The following is a 15,801-nucleotide window of genomic DNA, read 5'->3' as shown; positions in this document are numbered from 1 at the left end:
GCCTCATGAAGCTACTGATGGTCGACAACTACGACAGCTTCACCTTCAACCTGGTGCAGTATTTCGGCGAGCTCGGGGCGGAGGTCGAGGTGTTCCGCAACGACGAGATCGATCTCGCGGGAATCGCGGAGCGGCGGCCCGATCGGCTCGTGATCTCGCCAGGCCCGTGCTCTCCCGCGGAAGCCGGCGTCTCGGTGGAAGCGATCAGGCATTTCGCCGGCAAGCTGCCCATCCTCGGCGTGTGCCTCGGGCACCAGTCCATCGGCGCTGCCTTCGGGGGCAGGATCATTCGTGCGCAGCAGCTGATGCACGGCAAGACCAGCGAGATCACGACGACGCGCGAAGGCGTGTTCTCCGGGCTGCCCGAGCACTTCACGGTGAACCGCTACCACTCGCTCGCCATCGAGCGCGAGAGCTGCCCGAAGGAGCTGAAGGTGACCGCCTGGACGCCCGACGGGGAGATCATGGGCGTGCGGCACCAGGACATCGCCGTCGAAGGCGTGCAGTTCCACCCCGAGTCCATCCTCACCGAGCATGGGCATGCGATGCTGAAGAACTTCCTGGAGCAGGCCAAGTGAACACGATCGTCGATCTCCGCAGCGATACCGTCACGCAACCCACCGCCGCCATGCGGCAGGCCATGCAGGCGGCCCCGCTGGGGGACGACGTGTTCGGCGACGATCCGAGCGTCAACGCGCTGCAGGAGAAGATCGCCGGCATGCTGGGGTTCGAGGCGGCGCTGTTCGTGCCGACGGGAACCCAGAGCAATCTCTGTGGCGTGCTCTCGCACTGCGGACGCGGCGACGAGTACATCGTGGGCCAGCTGCAGCACTGCTACCGCTGGGAAGGCGGCGGTGCCGCGGTCTTCGGCAGCGTGCAGCCGCAGCCGCTGGAACACCAGGCCGACGGCTCGCTGGCACTGGCGGACATCGAAGCGGCGATCAAGCCGGACGATCCGCACTTCGCCCGCACGCGGCTGCTGGCGCTGGAGAACACGCTGGGCGGCAAGGTGCTGCCGTTCGGCTACCTGCAGGAGGCGACGGCACTGGCGAAGCGCAAGGGGCTCGCCACGCACCTGGATGGCGCCCGCCTCTTCAATGCAGCGGTTGCACAGGCAGCGGGCGGCGACGCGCGCAAGGAAGCGCGTCGCATCGCCAGCCTGTTCGACAGCGTGTCGGTGTGCTTCAGCAAGGGACTCGGCGCGCCGGTGGGTTCGGCGCTTTGCGGGACGAAGGACCTGATCGCGCGGGCAAGGCGCATCCGCAAGATGGCGGGCGGCGCGATGCGGCAGTCCGGCATGCTGGCGGCTGCAGCGAGCCACGCACTGGATCACCACGTGGACCGCCTCGCGCAGGACCATGCGCTCGCGCGGCGGCTGGCCGAAGGTCTCGCCGGGCTGGACGGCGTGCAGGTGGAGGCACCGCACACGAACATCCTCTTCGTCGACCTGGTGGGGCCCGCACGCGGGAAGTCCGCCGGGTTGGTGGACGCCCTGAAGAAGCAGGGCGTGCTGGCGACCGGCCTGTACCGCCTGCGCTTCGTCACGCACCTGGACGTCGATGCCGCTGGCGTCGACCGTGCCGTGGCGGCGATCCGCTCCTGCTTCCGGGGCTGAAGCGATGCCGGACTTCCAGCACCTGCTGCTGTTCATCGGAGCGGGCATCCTGCTGAACCTCACGCCGGGACCCGACGTCCTCTACATCGTCACGCACGCGCTGAAGAGCGGAGTGCGCGCCGGCGTGGTCGCGGCCCTGGGCATCAACGCCGGGTGTTTCGTCCACATCTTCGCCGCGGCGGTGGGGGTGAGTGCCTTGCTGGCAGCGTCGGCCACGGCGTTCACGGTGTTGAAGTGGGCGGGGGCGGCGTACCTGGTGTGGGTGGGCGTGCGGTTGGTGTTTGCGAAGGGCACGCCGCAACGGTGGGGTTCGCCTGGCGGCTCACCGTCCGCCGCTGGCGCGGCGCCACCCTACGAACAGCCATCGTTGTGGAGCATCTTCCGTGGCGGGTTTCTCACGAACGCCCTCAATCCCAAGGTCGCCATCTTCTTCCTCGCCTTCGTGCCGCAGTTCATCGCGCCGGAGACGGAGCACAAGGCCTTCGCCTTCCTCGCCCTCGGCACGGTGTTCAACGTGAACAGCGTCGCCATCAACGCCGGCTGGGCGCTCGCCGCCGCATGGATGACGCGCCACGGCGCCGTGCAGCGCGGCATGCACTGGCTCGATCGCGCCGCCGGTGCCCTGTTCGTCGCCTTCGGCCTGCGCCTCGCGCTGGCCGACAATCCCTCCCGCTAAGGAGCCCACCATGATCACCCCCCAGGAAGCGCTGCAGCGCACCATCGAGCACCGCGAGATCTTCCACGACGAGATGCTGAAGATCATGCGCCTGATCATGAGCGGCGAGCTCTCGCCCGTGATGACGGCCGCCATCGTCACCGGCCTGCGCGTGAAGAAGGAGACCATCGGCGAGATCACCGCCGCGGCGCAGGTGATGCGCGAGTTCTCCACCAAGGTGAACGTCGCGGACAAGAAGAACCTGGTCGACATCGTCGGCACCGGCGGCGACGGCTCGCACACCTTCAACATCTCCACCTGCTCCATGTTCGTCGTGGCGGCGGCGGGCGCCAAGGTGAGCAAGCACGGCGGCCGCAGCGTGTCGAGCAAGAGCGGCAGCGCCGACGTGCTGGAGGCGATGGGCCTCAACATCAACCTGTCGCCGGAAGCCATCGCGCGGTGCATCCAGGAGACGGGCATCGGCTTCATGTTCGCGCCCAACCACCATCCCGCGATGAAGAACGTCGCGCCGGTGCGCAAGGAGCTGGGCGTGCGCACCCTCTTCAACATCCTCGGCCCGCTGACCAATCCCGCGAGCGCGCCCAACATCCTGATGGGCGTGTTCCACCCCGACCTCGTCGGCATCCAGGTGCGTGCGCTGCAGCGCCTGGGCGCCGAGCACGCGCTCGTGGTCTATGGCCGCGACGGCATGGACGAAGTGAGCCTGGGCGCGGCCACCATGGTGGGCGAGTTGAAGAACGGCGAGATCAGCGAGTACGAGATCCACCCGGAGGACTTCGGCCTGCCGATGGCGAGCAACCGCTCCTTCAAGGTCGAGACACCGCAGGAGTCGCTCGCGCTGATGCGGCAGGTGCTGGACAACGAGAAGGGCGCCGCGCGCGACATCGTGATCCTCAACGCGGGTGCGGCGCTGTACGCCGCCAATGTCGCCGGCACCATCGCGGACGGCATCGCCAGGGCGCGCGCCGCGCTCGAGAGCGGCGCCGCGAAGGCGAAGCTGGAGCAGCTGGTGGACGTGTCGAAGACGCTCGGTGCCTGAGATGAGCGACATCCTGCAGAAGATCGTCGCGGTCAAGCACGAGGAAGTCGCTGCCGCGAAGAAGAAGAAATCGCTGGAGGCGATGCGCGAGGATGCGTTCAGCCGCGTGCTCACGCGCGACTTCGAAGGCGCGCTGCGCGCGAAGATCGCCGCCGGGCAGCCGGCCGTCATCGCCGAAGTGAAGAAGGCGAGCCCGAGCAAGGGCGTGATCCGCGAGGACTTCATCCCGGCCGACATCGCCCAGAGCTACGCCGAGCACGGGGCCGCCTGCCTCTCGGTGCTCACGGACCGCCAGTTCTTCCAGGGCGAGCCGGACTACCTGAAGCAGGCGCGCGCGTCCTGCGACCTGCCGGTATTGCGCAAGGACTTCCTGGTCGATCCGTACCAGGTGTACGAGTCGCGCGTGATGGGCGCCGACTGCATCCTGCTGATCGCGGCCTGCCTGGACGACGCGCGGATGGCGGAGCTGGAGGCGGTCGCCCGCAGCCTGGACATGGCGGTCCTGGTCGAAGTGCACGACGGCGAGGAACTGCAGCGCGCGCTGAAGCTGAAGACGAAGCTGGTGGGCATCAACAACCGCAACCTGCGGACCTTCGAGGTGAGCCTCGACACCACGTTGGGCATGCTGGCGGACGTCCCTGCCGACCGGCTGCTGGTCACCGAGTCCGGCATCCTGCAGCGCGAGGACGTGCAGAAGATGCGGGCGGCGGGCGTGCATGCCTTCCTCGTCGGCGAGGCCTTCATGCGCGCCAAGGAGCCCGGCGAGGCACTCGCGGCGCTGTTCGCAAGCTGATGGCGACGCAGTCCCCCCTGGGGTTCGAGGACATCACCGGGCCGCTCACGCGTCCGCTGTCCGCAGCCTGGCAGGACCTGCCGCCGGCGTGGCGTGCCCTGTGCGAGGGGCTCGATGCGCATGCGGCGGCGATCGCACGCAAGGTGGATGCCGATGCGAAATCCGGAACGGTCGCCCCGGCGCGTCCGTTCCGCGCGTTCGAACTCGTCGCTCCGCAGGACGTGCGGCTGGTCGTCATCGGCCAGGACCCGTATCCGCGGCCGGGCGATGCGACGGGCCTCGCGTTCTGCTCGCTCAAGGGCATTCCCGCTTCGATGCGCAACGTCTACAAGGCCTTCGAGACGCACCTGCCCGGCTTCTCGCGCCCGCGCATCGCCGACCTGGAACCCTGGGCACGGCAAGGCGTGCTGCTGCTCAACGTCGCGCTCACCGTGCGCCAGGGCGAGATCGGCAGCCACATGAAGGTGGGCTGGCAGGACTGGACGATGGGGGTGGTGCGTGCGCTGTACCGCACCCGTGTCGATGCGGGGCAGGACGTTCCGGTGGCCTGGCTCTGGGGCAAGCCGGCGCAGGAGTTCTTCGATGCCACGGTGGCCGGGTTGCCCGTGCCCGCCGAACGCGTGCTGCGTTCGCGCCATCCGTCCAACGACTTCAAGCAGGAATTCGTGCAGCAGGCTGCCGCGCACCTCGCGAGGCTGCAGGAACTGCTGGACCCGCCGATCCGCTGGTAGCTAGCCGCGCCCCAGCAGGCGCTGCAGCCACGGCCGGAAGCCGCGCCCCACGGAGCGTGGCAGCGCATGCGCGGGATAGGGGAGCGCCATGCGCGTGTCGTCCAGGTAGTCGCGGCGGATGTCCACCGTGGCCCGGTGCCCCAGCGCTTCGTAGTGGCGCTCGAGCCATTCCTTCGCGGCGATCCGGCCGGCATCGAAGAGCTTGTTGATCATCACGCCGTCCGCCGAGGTCTTGCTCGAGGCTGGAAAGGCCTCCAGGGCCGCCCCGCCCTCGACGCGGTGCACGCGCACGGCCTTGCAGCGCGCGTGCGAGACGGCGCCGTCCGCGATCAGCTGGTTCACGAAGTCGATCGCGCGCATCTGCGTCAGCAGGCTCGCGTTGAAGGTCAGCTCGTTGATGCGGTCGAGGATGTCCGCGGAGCTGCGCGGCGTGTGGTTGCGCGTGAGCGGATTGATCTGCACGAGCAGCACGTCGGCCGCCGCGCACTCCTGGATCAGCGGCGACAGCGCGGGGTTCACGGAATAGCCGCCGTCCCAGTACGCCTGCCCGTCGATCTCCACCGCCTGGAACAGCATCGGCAAACAGGCCGACGCGAGCACGGCGCGGGCATCGAGCTGCCGGCCCGTGAACACCACGGCCTTCCCGGTGTTCACGTGCGTGGCGGAAACGAAGACCTTCAGTTCCTTCTGGGCCGCGACGGCCCCGAAGTCGATCTCCTCCTCCAGCATCTTGCGCAGCGGGTTGATGTCCAGCGGGTTGCTGTTGTACGGGGAGAGCAGGCCGCGCCACGCGTTGCCGATGAAGTTGCCGGGCGACAGCTCCGGCGGCAGCCCGCCCCACAGCATGCGCGTGAACTGCTGCTGCAGCGTGCCGAGGCTGCCGAGCGCGCTGACGCGGTACCAGATGCCGGCGAGCTTCTCGCGGGCGGCTTCGCGCGGGTCCCGTCCCTGCGCCAGCCCCGTGGCCCAGCCGCCGGCGAACGCCACCGCATTGACGGCCCCGGCGCTGGTGCCGCTGAGCCCTTCGAAGGCGATGCGGCCGTCTTCGAGCAGCGCATCGAGCACGCCCCAGGTGAAGGCGCCGTGCGAGCCGCCGCCCTGCAGGGCCAGGTTGATCGTGCGCATGTCCCCACGGTAGCAACATCCGTGCGGAAGGTCGTGACAGAGCGCGCCGCGCCCCTGTCAGCCAGCTTGCAGCTCGCCGTTCCGGGGCGGAAAGTGGGAGTCGGCGCCGTCCGGGCGTCCGAAAGCTGCTATAGTCTGCGGTTCCTCGCGGAGGGGTGCCCGAGTGGCTAAAGGGGGCAGACTGTAAATCTGTTGGCTTACGCCTACGCTGGTTCGAATCCAGCCTCCTCCACCAGCGAGACGCTTTGAATTGATGAGTTTTGGGTGAGCTGATAGCCGTGACGGGCGCCCGGGTCGGCCTTTGAACCACACCCGACGCGGGAGTAGTTCAATGGTAGAACCTTAGCCTTCCAAGCTAATGACGCGGGTTCGATTCCCGTCTCCCGCTCCATAAGCGCATCATCGAGGCCCTGAAGAATTTCGCCCTTGTGGCTCAGTGGTAGAGCACTCCCTTGGTAAGGGAGAGGTCGCGGGTCCGATTCCCGCCAAGGGCACCACGACAAGTGGTGCGTTCCCTGTGACTGCACCAGTCAGCGATTGTGATCGTTACTTTTTTCGGAGTCGAAAAAAATGGCAAAAGGTAAGTTCGAGCGGACCAAGCCGCACGTCAACGTGGGCACCATCGGCCACGTGGACCATGGCAAGACGACCCTGACGGCGGCGATCACGACCGTGCTGTCGACCAAGTTCGGCGGCGAAGCCAAGGCGTACGACCAGATCGACGCGGCCCCCGAAGAGAAGGCCCGCGGCATCACGATCAACACCGCGCACGTCGAATACGAGACGCAGAACCGTCACTACGCGCACGTGGACTGCCCTGGCCACGCCGACTACGTGAAGAACATGATCACCGGCGCCGCCCAGATGGACGGCGCGATCCTGGTCGTGTCCGCCGCCGACGGCCCGATGCCCCAGACGCGCGAGCACATCCTGCTGGCGCGCCAGGTGGGCGTGCCCTACATCATCGTGTTCCTGAACAAGTGCGACATGGTGGACGACGCCGAGCTGCTGGAACTGGTCGAGATGGAAGTGCGCGAGCTGCTGTCCAAGTACGACTTCCCCGGCGACGACACCCCCATCGTCAAGGGCTCGGCCAAGCTGGCGCTGGAAGGCGACAAGGGCGAGCTGGGCGAGCAGGCCATCATGAAGCTGGCGGAAGCCCTGGACACCTACATCCCGACGCCCGAGCGCGCCGTGGACGGTGCGTTCCTGATGCCGGTGGAAGACGTGTTCTCCATCTCCGGCCGCGGCACCGTGGTGACCGGTCGCGTGGAGCGCGGCGTGATCAAGGTCGGCGAGGAAATCGAGATCGTCGGCCTGAAGGCGACGCTCAAGACCACCTGCACGGGCGTGGAAATGTTCCGCAAGCTGCTGGACCAGGGCCAGGCCGGCGACAACGTCGGTATCCTGCTGCGCGGCACCAAGCGCGAGGAAGTCGAGCGCGGCCAGGTGCTGTGCAAGCCCGGCTCCATCAAGCCGCACACGCACTTCACCGCCGAGGTGTACGTGCTGTCCAAGGACGAAGGCGGCCGCCACACGCCGTTCTTCAACAACTATCGCCCGCAGTTCTACTTCCGCACGACGGACGTGACCGGCGCGATCGAGCTGCCGAAGGACAAGGAAATGGTCATGCCCGGCGACAACGTGACGATCACCGTCAAGCTGATCGCCCCGATCGCCATGGAAGAAGGCCTGCGCTTCGCCATCCGCGAAGGCGGCAAGACCGTCGGCGCCGGCGTCGTCGCCAAGATCATGGAGTGATTGTGGTTTTTCGGGATCCGGCATAATGCCGGGTTGCCCGAAAAACCGACTGGTTGCCGGAGGGGTATAGCTCAATTGGCAGAGCGTCGGTCTCCAAAACCGAAGGTTGTAGGTTCGATTCCTACTGCCCCTGCCACCTGAGTGGCACTCCAGAACCAAGCCCGACCCGTGTGTCGGGCTTCAGTGTCTTGAACGACACCCGAAATATTTACGCAGGAAGACGCGCGCTCCATGGCCACGACCCAAGTTGAAACCGTCTCCACCGGCGCCGACAAGGCGAAGGTGGGTGCCGCCATCGCGCTGGTGATCGCCGCGCTGGCCGGCTTCTACCTCCTGGCCAAGCAGGGCCAGGTGGCGCAGTGGGGCGCGCTGGTGGTGGGCCTGGTGGCCGCCGTCGCCGTGTTCCTCACCTCGGAGCCGGGCAAGGAGTTCATCGCCTTCGGCCGCGACTCCGTCAAGGAAGTGAAGAAGGTCGTGTGGCCCGCGCGCCGCGAGGCGATCCAGATGACGGCCTACGTGTTCGGCTTCGTCGTCCTGATGGCCCTCTTCCTCTGGGTGACCGACAAGAGCCTCGAGTGGGTGTTCTACGACCTGATCCTGGGGTGGAAGAAGTAATGAGCGAGATCGAAAACGCCGCGGCCGAAGGCCAGCCGGAGATTCCGGGTGCGGCCGCCAAGGTTGCCAACCCCGACCTGCGCTGGTACGTGGTCCACGCCTACTCCGGCATGGAGAAGGCGGTGGAGCGCAACATCAAGGAGCGCATCAACCGCGCCGGCATGCAGCACATGTTCGGCGAGATCCTGGTGCCCACCGAGGAAGTCGTCGAGATCAAGAACGGCCAGAAGCGCACGTCCGAGCGCCGCTTCTACCCCGGCTACGTGCTGGTGCAGATGGTCATGAACGACGACACCTGGCACCTGGTGAAGCACACCAACAAGGTGACCGGCTTCGTGGGCGGCGCCAAGAACCGCCCGGCCCCGATCAGCGACGACGAAGTCGCCAAGATCATGGGCCAGATGGAAGAGGGCGTGGAGAAGCCGCGCCACAAGGTCGAATTCACGGTGGGCGAGTACGTGCGCGTCAAGGACGGCCCGTTCACCGACTTCAACGGCACGGTCGAGGAAGTCAACTACGAGAAGAGCAAGGTGCGCGTGTCCGTGACCATCTTCGGCCGCGCGACGCCCGTCGAACTGGAATTCAGCCAGGTCGAGAAAACCTGAGTTTCCTGATCCGCGCTACCTGGCTCGGCGCGGATCGTAGGTTGGGTTGAACGAAGTTCACCCCAGCAAAGAGCCTCCAACCCCCGGGGAGCCGCAAGGCGCTATCACCCGCAAGGAACCAAAGACATGGCTAAGAAGATTGTCGGCTTCATCAAGCTGCAAGTCCCGGCCGGCAAGGCGAACCCGTCGCCCCCGATCGGCCCCGCGCTCGGCCAGCGCGGCCTGAACATCATGGAGTTCTGCAAGGCGTTCAACGCCCAGACCCAGGGCGTCGAGCCCGGTCTGCCGCTGCCGGTGGTGATCACCGCGTTCGCGGACAAGAGCTTCACCTTCATCATCAAGACGCCGCCCGCGACCGTCCTGATCAAGAAGGCCATCAAGCTGGACAAGGGCTCCGCCAAGCCCCATACCGACAAGGTCGGCAAGATCACCCGCGCCCAGCTGGAAGAGATCGCCAAGACCAAGCTGAAGGACATGAACGCCGCCAACGTCGACGCCGCCGTGCGCACGCTGGCCGGTTCCGCCCGCTCCATGGGCATCACGGTGGAGGGCCTCTGATCATGGCGAAGCTCACGAAGAAGCAGAAGGCCCTGCAGGGCAAGGTCGACAGCACCAAGCTGTACCCCCTGGCCGACGCCCTGGGCATGGTCAAGGAAGCCGCCACCGCCAAGTTCGATGAGTCCATCGACGTGGCCGTGCAGCTCGGCATCGACCCGAAGAAGTCCGACCAGGTCGTTCGCGGCGCTGTCGTGATGCCCAACGGCACCGGCAAGACCAAGCGTGTCGCCGTGTTCGCCCAGGGCGCCAAGGCCGAAGAAGCCAAGGCCGCCGGCGCCGACGTGGTCGGCATGGACGACCTGGCTGCCCGCGTGAAGGCCGGCGACATGCCGTTCGACGTGGTGATCGCCGCCCCCGACGCGATGCGCGTGGTCGGCACGCTGGGCCAGATCCTGGGCCCGCGCGGCCTGATGCCGAACCCGAAGGTCGGCACCGTGACGCCGGACGTCGCCACCGCGGTGAAGAACGCCAAGGCGGGCCAGGTGCAGTTCCGCGCCGACAAGGCCGGCATCATCCACGCGACGCTGGGCCGCCGCTCGTTCGACGCCGACAAGCTGCAGGGCAACCTGGTGGCGCTGATCGAGGCGCTGAACAAGGCCAAGCCGGCGTCGAGCAAGGGCGTCTACCTGCGCAAGGTGGCCGTGTCTTCCACGATGGGCCTCGGCGTCCGCGTGGACCTGCAGACCGTGAACGCGCAGGGCCAGGCCGCTGCGTAAGCCATGACGAGGTGCCGGACCATGAAGCGCACGGCGCGATTGCTCGGGCACCTCTGATTTTGCCGGGGCAACCCGGCGATGTGGTGGGCCTCCGGGGAACCGGGGGGCCATCCAAGACCGCTGGCGAGGGCGCGAGTCCTCTTAATCAATGCAGCCAGCGCAGATGGCGATCCCGCCGACAGACGGAATTGAGAGATTTCTGAAGACGGTTGGTCGCTTGGTACTAGGGCGCGCGAAGGGCAACCGGAGCGCAATCAAAGGAGTAGACCTTGAGTCTGAATCGCAGTGAGAAGCAAGCGGTGGTCGAGGAAGTCGCCGCTCTCGCAGCTAAAGCTCAAACGCTGGTGATGGCGGAATACCGCGGCATCACGGTCGCCGACATGACGAAGCTGCGCGTCGCCGCGCGCGGCGCTGGCGTGGACCTGAGTGTTCTGAAGAACACCCTGGCCCGCCGCGCCGTGCAGGGCACGACCTTCGAGAGCGTCGGTGACCAGATGACCGGTCCGCTGATCTACGGCTTCTCCGTGGACGCAGTCGCCGCCGCCAAGGTGGTGGCCGACTTCGCGAAGACCAACGACAAGCTGGTCATTCGCGGTGGTTCGTTCGCGGGCAAGGCGCTGGACGTCAACGGCGTGAAGCAACTGGCGAACATCCCCTCGAAGGAAGTTCTGCTGGCCCAGCTGTGCGGCCTGCTGATGTCGCCGATCTCCCGCACCGCCGTGGTGCTGGGCGCGCTGGCGAAGAAGAAGGAAGAAGGCGCCGCTGCTGCCGCCTAAGGCAGAGCGTCCCTACGGGTAACCAACTTATTCAGGAACATTCAAAATGGCATTCAACAAAGACGAATTTCTGACGGCGCTCGACAGCATGTCCGTCATGGAACTCAACGACCTGGTCAAGGCCATCGAAGAGAAGTTCGGCGTTTCCGCCGCCGCCATGGCCGCTCCGGCCGCCGGTGGTGGTGCTGGCGGTGGCGCTGCCGCCGCTGCCGAAGAGAAGACCGAGTTCACCGTGCAGCTGGTCGAAGCCGGCGCGCAGAAGGTGGGCGTCATCAAGGCCGTCCGTGAAATCACCGGCCTGGGCCTGAAGGAAGCCAAGGACCTGGTCGACGGCGCTCCGAAGCCCGTCAAGGAAGGCATGAACAAGGCCGACGCCGAAGCTGCCAAGAAGAAGCTGGAAGACGCCGGCGCCAAGGTCGAACTGAAGTAATTCGCCCCTGGTCGCCGAGGCTGGAGCGCCCGACAAGGGCCTCCAGCCTTTGCCGTTCCAGAGACCACCAGAAAAGCTGCCCCAGCGAGAGGAGTTTTTCTAGTGTTTTCTGATCCGACTGCAGAAGACTGCTTGGTTCGGGCGCCGTGCAACGCGGTGCCGTCCGCCAAGGTTGGTAGTGGCCAACCCGCCAAGAACGCCCCTTGTCCTGGGGCCGCCAGTTGCGAGACCTAGCCCGGAGATCTCATGGCCTATTCTTACACCGAACGCAAGCGCATCCGCAAAAGCTTCGGCAAACGCGACAGCGTGCTCGAAGTTCCGTACCTCCTGCAGATGCAGAAGGATGCGTACACCGCCTTCCTCCAAGCCGACGTGGCGCCCCAGAAGCGCACCATCGAGGGCCTGCAGGCCGCGTTCGACTCCGCCTTCCCGATCGTGTCGCACAACGGGTTCGTGGAGATGAAGTTCATCGAATACAACCTGGCCAAGCCCGCCTTCGACGTGCGCGAATGCCAGACCCGCGGGCTGACCTTCGCCTCGGCGGTGCGCGCGCGCGTGCAGCTGATCATCTATGACCGCGAGTCCTCCACGCCGCAGAGCAAGGTCGTGAAGGAAGTGAAGGAGCAGGAGGTCTACATGGGCGAGGTGCCCCTGATGACCGACAAGGGCTCGTTCATCATCAACGGCACCGAGCGCGTGATCGTCTCCCAGCTGCACCGCTCGCCGGGCGTCTTCTTCGAACACGACAAGGGCAAGACGCACAGCTCGGGCAAGCTGCTGTTCTCCGCCCGCATCATCCCCTACCGCGGCTCCTGGCTCGACTTCGAATTCGACCCGAAGGACGTGCTGTACTTCCGCGTCGACCGCCGCCGCAAGATGCCGGTCACCATCCTGCTGAAGGCCATCGGCCTGACGCCGGAAACCATCCTGGCGAACTTCTTCGTCAACGACAACTTCCGCCTCATGGACAGCGGCGCGCAGCTGGAGTTCGTCTCCGAGCGCCTGCGCGGTGAAGTCGCCCGCTTCGACATCACCGACAAGTCCGGCAAGGTCGTCGTGCCGAAGGACAAGCGCGTCACCGCCCGCCACACCCGCGAGCTCGAGCAGTCCGGCACCACGCACATCAGCGTGCCGGAAGACTTCCTCGTGGGCCGCGTCGTCGCGCGCAACATCATCGACCCGGACACGGGCGAGATCATCGCGAAGGCGAACGACGAGCTGACCGAGTCGCTGCTCAAGAAGCTGCGCGCCGCCGGCATCCAGGACATCCAGGCGATCTACACGAACGAGCTGGACCAGGGCCCGTACATGTCGCAGACGCTGCGCATCGACGAGACCGTGGACGAGTTCGCCGCCCGCGTCGCCATCTACCGCATGATGCGCCCCGGCGAGCCGCCGACCGAGGACGCGGTGCAGGCCCTGTTCCAGCGCCTGTTCTACAACCCGGACACGTACGACCTGTCGCGCGTGGGCCGCATGAAGTTCAACGCCAAGGTCGGCCGTGACGAGAGCACGGGCCCGATGGTGCTGACCAACGACGACATCCTGGCCGTCGTGAAGATCCTCGTCGACCTGCGCAACGGCCGCGGCGAAGTGGACGACATCGACCACCTGGGCAACCGCCGCGTGCGCTGCGTCGGCGAGCTGGCCGAGAACCAGTACCGCACCGGCCTCGCCCGCATCGAGAAGGCCGTGAAGGAACGCCTGGGCCAGGCGGAACAAGAGCCGCTGATGCCGCACGACCTGATCAACTCCAAGCCGATCTCCGCGGCGCTGAAGGAGTTCTTCGGTGCGTCCCAGCTGTCGCAGTTCATGGACCAGACCAACCCGCTGTCCGAGATCACGCACAAGCGTCGTGTCTCCGCACTGGGCCCGGGCGGCCTGACGCGCGAGCGTGCGGGCTTCGAAGTGCGCGACGTGCACGTCACGCACTACGGCCGCGTGTGCCCGATCGAGACGCCGGAAGGCCCGAACATCGGCCTGATCAACTCGCTGGCCCTGTACGCCCGCCTGAACGAGTACGGCTTCATCGAGACGCCGTACCGCCGCGTGCACGAAGGCAAGGTCACCAACGAGATCGACTACCTGTCCGCCATCGAGGAAGGCAAGTACGTCATCGCCCAGGCGAACGCGACGCTGGACGCCGAAGGCCGCCTGACCGGCGACCTGGTGTCGGCGCGCGAGAAGGGCGAATCGATCCTGGTGGGCGCGGACCGCATCCAGTACATGGACGTGTCGCCCGCGCAGATCGTGTCGGTGGCTGCTTCGCTCGTGCCGTTCCTCGAGCACGACGACGCGAACCGCGCGCTGATGGGCGCCAACATGCAGCGCCAGGCCGTGCCGGTGCTGCGCCCCGAGAAGGCTTTCGTCGGTACCGGCATCGAGCGCGTTTCCGCGGTCGACTCCGGCACCGTGGTGACCGCCAACCGCGGCGGTGTCGTCGACTACGTCGATGCCACCCGCATCGTGGTGCGCGTGAACGACGCGGAAGCCGTCGCCGGCGAAGTCGGCGTCGACATCTACAACCTGATCAAGTACCAGCGTTCCAACCAGAACACGAACATCCACCAGCGTCCCATCGTGTCCCGCGGCGACAAGATCGCCAAGGGCGACGTGATCGCGGACGGCGCGTCGACGGACCTGGGCGAACTCGCCCTGGGCCAGAACATGCTCGTGGCGTTCATGCCCTGGAACGGCTACAACTTCGAGGACTCGATCCTGATCTCGGAGCGCGTGGTGGCCGACGACCGCTACACCTCGATCCACATCGAGGAACTGGTGGTGATGGCCCGCGACACGAAGCTGGGCCCGGAAGAAATCACCCGCGACATCCCGAACCTGTCCGAGCAGCAGCTGAACCGCCTGGACGAGTCCGGCATCATCTACGTCGGCGCCGAAGTCCAGCCGGGCGACGTGCTGGTCGGCAAGGTCACGCCGAAGGGCGAAACCACGCTGACGCCGGAAGAGAAGCTGCTGCGCGCGATCTTCGGCGAGAAGGCGTCCGACGTGAAGGACACCTCGCTGCGCGTGGACCAGGGTTCGCAAGGCACCGTCATCGACGTGCAGGTCTTCACCCGTGAAGGCATCCAGCGCGACAAGCGCGCCCAGCAGATCATCGACGACGAGCTCAAGCGCTTCCGCCTGGACCTGAACGACCAGCTGCGCATCGTGGAAGCCGACGCCTTCGACCGGATCGCCAAGCTGCTGAACGGCCGCGAAGCGAACGGCGGCCCGCAGAAGCTGCAGAAGGGCGCGAAGATCGACAAGGCGTACCTCGACTCCGTCGAGAAGTACCACTGGTTCGACATCCGCCCGGCGGAAGACGAGATCGCCACCCAGCTCGAGTCCATCAAGAACTCGCTGGAGCAGACGCGCCACAGCTTCGACCTCGCGTTCGAAGAGAAGCGCAAGAAGCTCACGCAGGGCGACGAGCTGCCGGCGGGCGTGCTGAAGATGGTCAAGGTGTACCTGGCCGTCAAGCGCCGCCTGCAACCCGGCGACAAGATGGCCGGCCGCCACGGCAACAAGGGTGTCGTGTCCAAGATCGTCCCGGTCGAGGACATGCCTTACATGGCCGACGGCACTCCGTGCGACATCGTGCTGAACCCGCTGGGCGTGCCTTCGCGCATGAACGTGGGCCAGGTGCTGGAAGTGCACCTGGGCTGGGCCGGCAAGGGCATCGGCCAGCGCATCGGCGACATGCTGCAGCGCGAGTCCGCCGTGGCGGAACTGCGTGGCTTCCTCGACGAGCTGTACAACAAGTCGGGTCGCAAGGAGAACCTCTCCGAGCTGTCCGACCAGGAAGTGCGCGAGATGGCCTCGCAGCTCGCCAAGGGCGTGCCCTTCGCGACGCCGGTGTTCGACGGCGCGTCGGAGCAGGAAATCCGCAACATGCTGCAGCTGGCGTTCCCCGAGGACGTGGCCAAGGCCAAGGGCCTCACCGCGACCCGCACGCAGGCGCACCTGTACGACGGCCGCACCGGCGACCAGTTCGAGCGCCCCGTGACCGTGGGCTACATGCACGTGCTGAAGCTGCACCACCTGGTGGACGACAAGATGCACGCGCGCTCGACCGGCCCGTACTCGCTGGTCACGCAGCAGCCGCTGGGCGGCAAGGCGCAGTTCGGCGGCCAGCGTTTCGGCGAGATGGAAGTGTGGGCGCTGGAAGCCTACGGCGCTTCCTACACGCTGCAGGAAATGCTGACCGTGAAGTCCGACGACGTGCAGGGCCGTACCAAGGTGTACGAGTCCATCGTCAAGGGCGAGCACGCCATCGATGCCGGCATGCCGGAGTCGTTCAACGTGCTGGTGAAGGAAATCCGGTCGCTCGGCATCGACATCGAGCTCGAGCGCACCTAAGG

General features: G+C 66.5%; 15 protein-coding genes and 4 tRNA genes. 18 read left to right on the top strand and 1 reads right to left on the bottom strand.

Annotation, left to right across the window (positions count from 1 at the left end; genetic code table 11):
- Positions 1–5 precede the first annotated feature (5 nt).
- Genes H8N03_RS21410 through H8N03_RS21385 form a run of 6 tightly spaced genes read left to right on the top strand, consistent with a single transcriptional unit; the run spans position 6 to position 4,854 of the window.
- Positions 6–578, top strand: a complete 573-nt coding sequence (locus H8N03_RS21410; RefSeq protein WP_187078260.1) for an anthranilate synthase component II — start codon at positions 6–8, stop codon at positions 576–578.
- Positions 575–1,615, top strand: a complete 1,041-nt coding sequence (gene ltaE, locus H8N03_RS21405; RefSeq protein WP_354005160.1) for a low-specificity L-threonine aldolase — start codon at positions 575–577, stop codon at positions 1,613–1,615. The genes H8N03_RS21410 and ltaE overlap by 4 nt, the downstream gene beginning before the upstream one ends.
- A gap of 4 nt (positions 1,616–1,619) precedes the next feature.
- A complete protein-coding gene (locus H8N03_RS21400; RefSeq protein WP_187078259.1) occupies positions 1,620–2,291 on the top strand; it encodes a LysE family translocator in 672 nt (223 codons plus the stop codon).
- Between the two features lie 10 nt (positions 2,292–2,301).
- Complete coding sequence (gene trpD / locus H8N03_RS21395) at positions 2,302–3,330, top strand: anthranilate phosphoribosyltransferase (protein WP_187078258.1); 1,029 nt, start codon at positions 2,302–2,304, stop codon at positions 3,328–3,330.
- 1 nt (position 3,331) lies between these two features.
- On the top strand, positions 3,332–4,123 hold the full coding sequence (gene trpC, locus H8N03_RS21390; protein ID WP_187078257.1) for an indole-3-glycerol phosphate synthase TrpC: 792 nt from the start codon (positions 3,332–3,334) through the stop codon (positions 4,121–4,123).
- Positions 4,123–4,854 carry a uracil-DNA glycosylase gene (locus H8N03_RS21385; RefSeq protein WP_187078256.1) on the top strand — a complete coding sequence of 244 codons (732 nt, stop codon included), beginning with the start codon at positions 4,123–4,125 and terminating at the stop codon, positions 4,852–4,854. The genes trpC and H8N03_RS21385 overlap by 1 nt, the downstream gene beginning before the upstream one ends.
- Here the strand turns inward: H8N03_RS21385 and H8N03_RS21380 are convergent, their stop codons facing one another.
- Positions 4,855–5,979: a patatin-like phospholipase family protein gene (locus H8N03_RS21380; protein WP_187078255.1), complete on the bottom strand. Its 1,125-nt coding sequence runs from the start codon at positions 5,977–5,979 to the stop codon at positions 4,855–4,857.
- Between the two features lie 149 nt (positions 5,980–6,128).
- On the opposite strand from H8N03_RS21380, the gene H8N03_RS21375 reads away from it, so the two are divergent.
- From H8N03_RS21375 to rpoB, 12 genes are all read left to right on the top strand, one after another.
- Positions 6,129–6,214, top strand: a tRNA-Tyr gene (locus H8N03_RS21375).
- Positions 6,215–6,296: 82 nt separating this feature from the next.
- A tRNA-Gly gene (locus H8N03_RS21370) sits at positions 6,297–6,370 on the top strand.
- 31 nt (positions 6,371–6,401) lie between these two features.
- A tRNA-Thr gene (locus H8N03_RS21365) sits at positions 6,402–6,476 on the top strand.
- Between the two features lie 73 nt (positions 6,477–6,549).
- Positions 6,550–7,740, top strand: coding sequence for an elongation factor Tu (gene tuf / locus H8N03_RS21360; RefSeq protein ID WP_187075737.1), 1,191 nt, complete (start codon positions 6,550–6,552; stop codon positions 7,738–7,740).
- A gap of 60 nt (positions 7,741–7,800) precedes the next feature.
- Positions 7,801–7,876, top strand: a tRNA-Trp gene (locus tag H8N03_RS21355).
- A gap of 95 nt (positions 7,877–7,971) precedes the next feature.
- The gene (gene secE / locus H8N03_RS21350; RefSeq protein WP_187078254.1) at positions 7,972–8,355 is read left to right on the top strand and encodes a preprotein translocase subunit SecE; all 384 of its coding nucleotides are present in this window, start codon (positions 7,972–7,974) and stop codon (positions 8,353–8,355) included.
- Positions 8,355–8,960 carry a transcription termination/antitermination protein NusG gene (nusG, locus tag H8N03_RS21345; RefSeq protein WP_187078253.1) on the top strand — a complete coding sequence of 202 codons (606 nt, stop codon included), beginning with the start codon at positions 8,355–8,357 and terminating at the stop codon, positions 8,958–8,960. Before secE ends, nusG begins: the two co-directional genes overlap by 1 nt.
- A 126-nt stretch (positions 8,961–9,086) precedes the next feature.
- Positions 9,087–9,518 (top strand): 50S ribosomal protein L11, encoded by a 432-nt coding sequence (rplK, locus tag H8N03_RS21340; protein ID WP_169422694.1) that lies wholly within the window; start codon positions 9,087–9,089, stop codon positions 9,516–9,518.
- 2 nt (positions 9,519–9,520) lie between these two features.
- Positions 9,521–10,234 (top strand): 50S ribosomal protein L1, encoded by a 714-nt coding sequence (gene rplA / locus H8N03_RS21335; protein WP_187078252.1) that lies wholly within the window; start codon positions 9,521–9,523, stop codon positions 10,232–10,234.
- A 269-nt stretch (positions 10,235–10,503) separates the two neighbouring features.
- Positions 10,504–11,010: a 50S ribosomal protein L10 gene (gene rplJ / locus H8N03_RS21330; protein ID WP_187078251.1), complete on the top strand. Its 507-nt coding sequence runs from the start codon at positions 10,504–10,506 to the stop codon at positions 11,008–11,010.
- A gap of 46 nt (positions 11,011–11,056) precedes the next feature.
- Entirely contained in the window at positions 11,057–11,440 is a 384-nt protein-coding gene (gene rplL, locus H8N03_RS21325) for a 50S ribosomal protein L7/L12 (RefSeq protein WP_187078250.1), read from the top strand.
- Between the two features lie 246 nt (positions 11,441–11,686).
- Entirely contained in the window at positions 11,687–15,799 is a 4,113-nt protein-coding gene (gene rpoB, locus H8N03_RS21320; protein ID WP_187078249.1) for a DNA-directed RNA polymerase subunit beta, read from the top strand.
- Positions 15,800–15,801: the final 2 nt, after the last annotated feature.

It is taken from the genome of Ramlibacter cellulosilyticus, from assembly GCF_014297465.1.
Lineage (GTDB): Bacteria > Pseudomonadota > Gammaproteobacteria > Burkholderiales > Burkholderiaceae_C > Ramlibacter > Ramlibacter cellulosilyticus.
This window is presented reverse-complemented; position numbering and strand designations above follow the sequence as displayed.

Coding starts and splice junctions, on each gene's coding strand:
- H8N03_RS21410 (WP_187078260.1), top strand. CDS start 6: ATGAAGCTACTGATGGTCGACAACTACGACAGCTTCACCTTCAACCTG.
- H8N03_RS21400 (WP_187078259.1), top strand. CDS start 1,620: ATGCCGGACTTCCAGCACCTGCTGCTGTTCATCGGAGCGGGCATCCTG.
- trpD (WP_187078258.1), top strand. CDS start 2,302: ATGATCACCCCCCAGGAAGCGCTGCAGCGCACCATCGAGCACCGCGAG.
- trpC (WP_187078257.1), top strand. CDS start 3,332: ATGAGCGACATCCTGCAGAAGATCGTCGCGGTCAAGCACGAGGAAGTC.
- H8N03_RS21385 (WP_187078256.1), top strand. CDS start 4,123: ATGGCGACGCAGTCCCCCCTGGGGTTCGAGGACATCACCGGGCCGCTC.
- H8N03_RS21380 (WP_187078255.1), bottom strand. CDS start 5,979: ATGCGCACGATCAACCTGGCCCTGCAGGGCGGCGGCTCGCACGGCGCC.
- tuf (WP_187075737.1), top strand. CDS start 6,550: ATGGCAAAAGGTAAGTTCGAGCGGACCAAGCCGCACGTCAACGTGGGC.
- secE (WP_187078254.1), top strand. CDS start 7,972: ATGGCCACGACCCAAGTTGAAACCGTCTCCACCGGCGCCGACAAGGCG.
- nusG (WP_187078253.1), top strand. CDS start 8,355: ATGAGCGAGATCGAAAACGCCGCGGCCGAAGGCCAGCCGGAGATTCCG.
- rplK (WP_169422694.1), top strand. CDS start 9,087: ATGGCTAAGAAGATTGTCGGCTTCATCAAGCTGCAAGTCCCGGCCGGC.
- rplA (WP_187078252.1), top strand. CDS start 9,521: ATGGCGAAGCTCACGAAGAAGCAGAAGGCCCTGCAGGGCAAGGTCGAC.
- rplL (WP_187078250.1), top strand. CDS start 11,057: ATGGCATTCAACAAAGACGAATTTCTGACGGCGCTCGACAGCATGTCC.
- rpoB (WP_187078249.1), top strand. CDS start 11,687: ATGGCCTATTCTTACACCGAACGCAAGCGCATCCGCAAAAGCTTCGGC.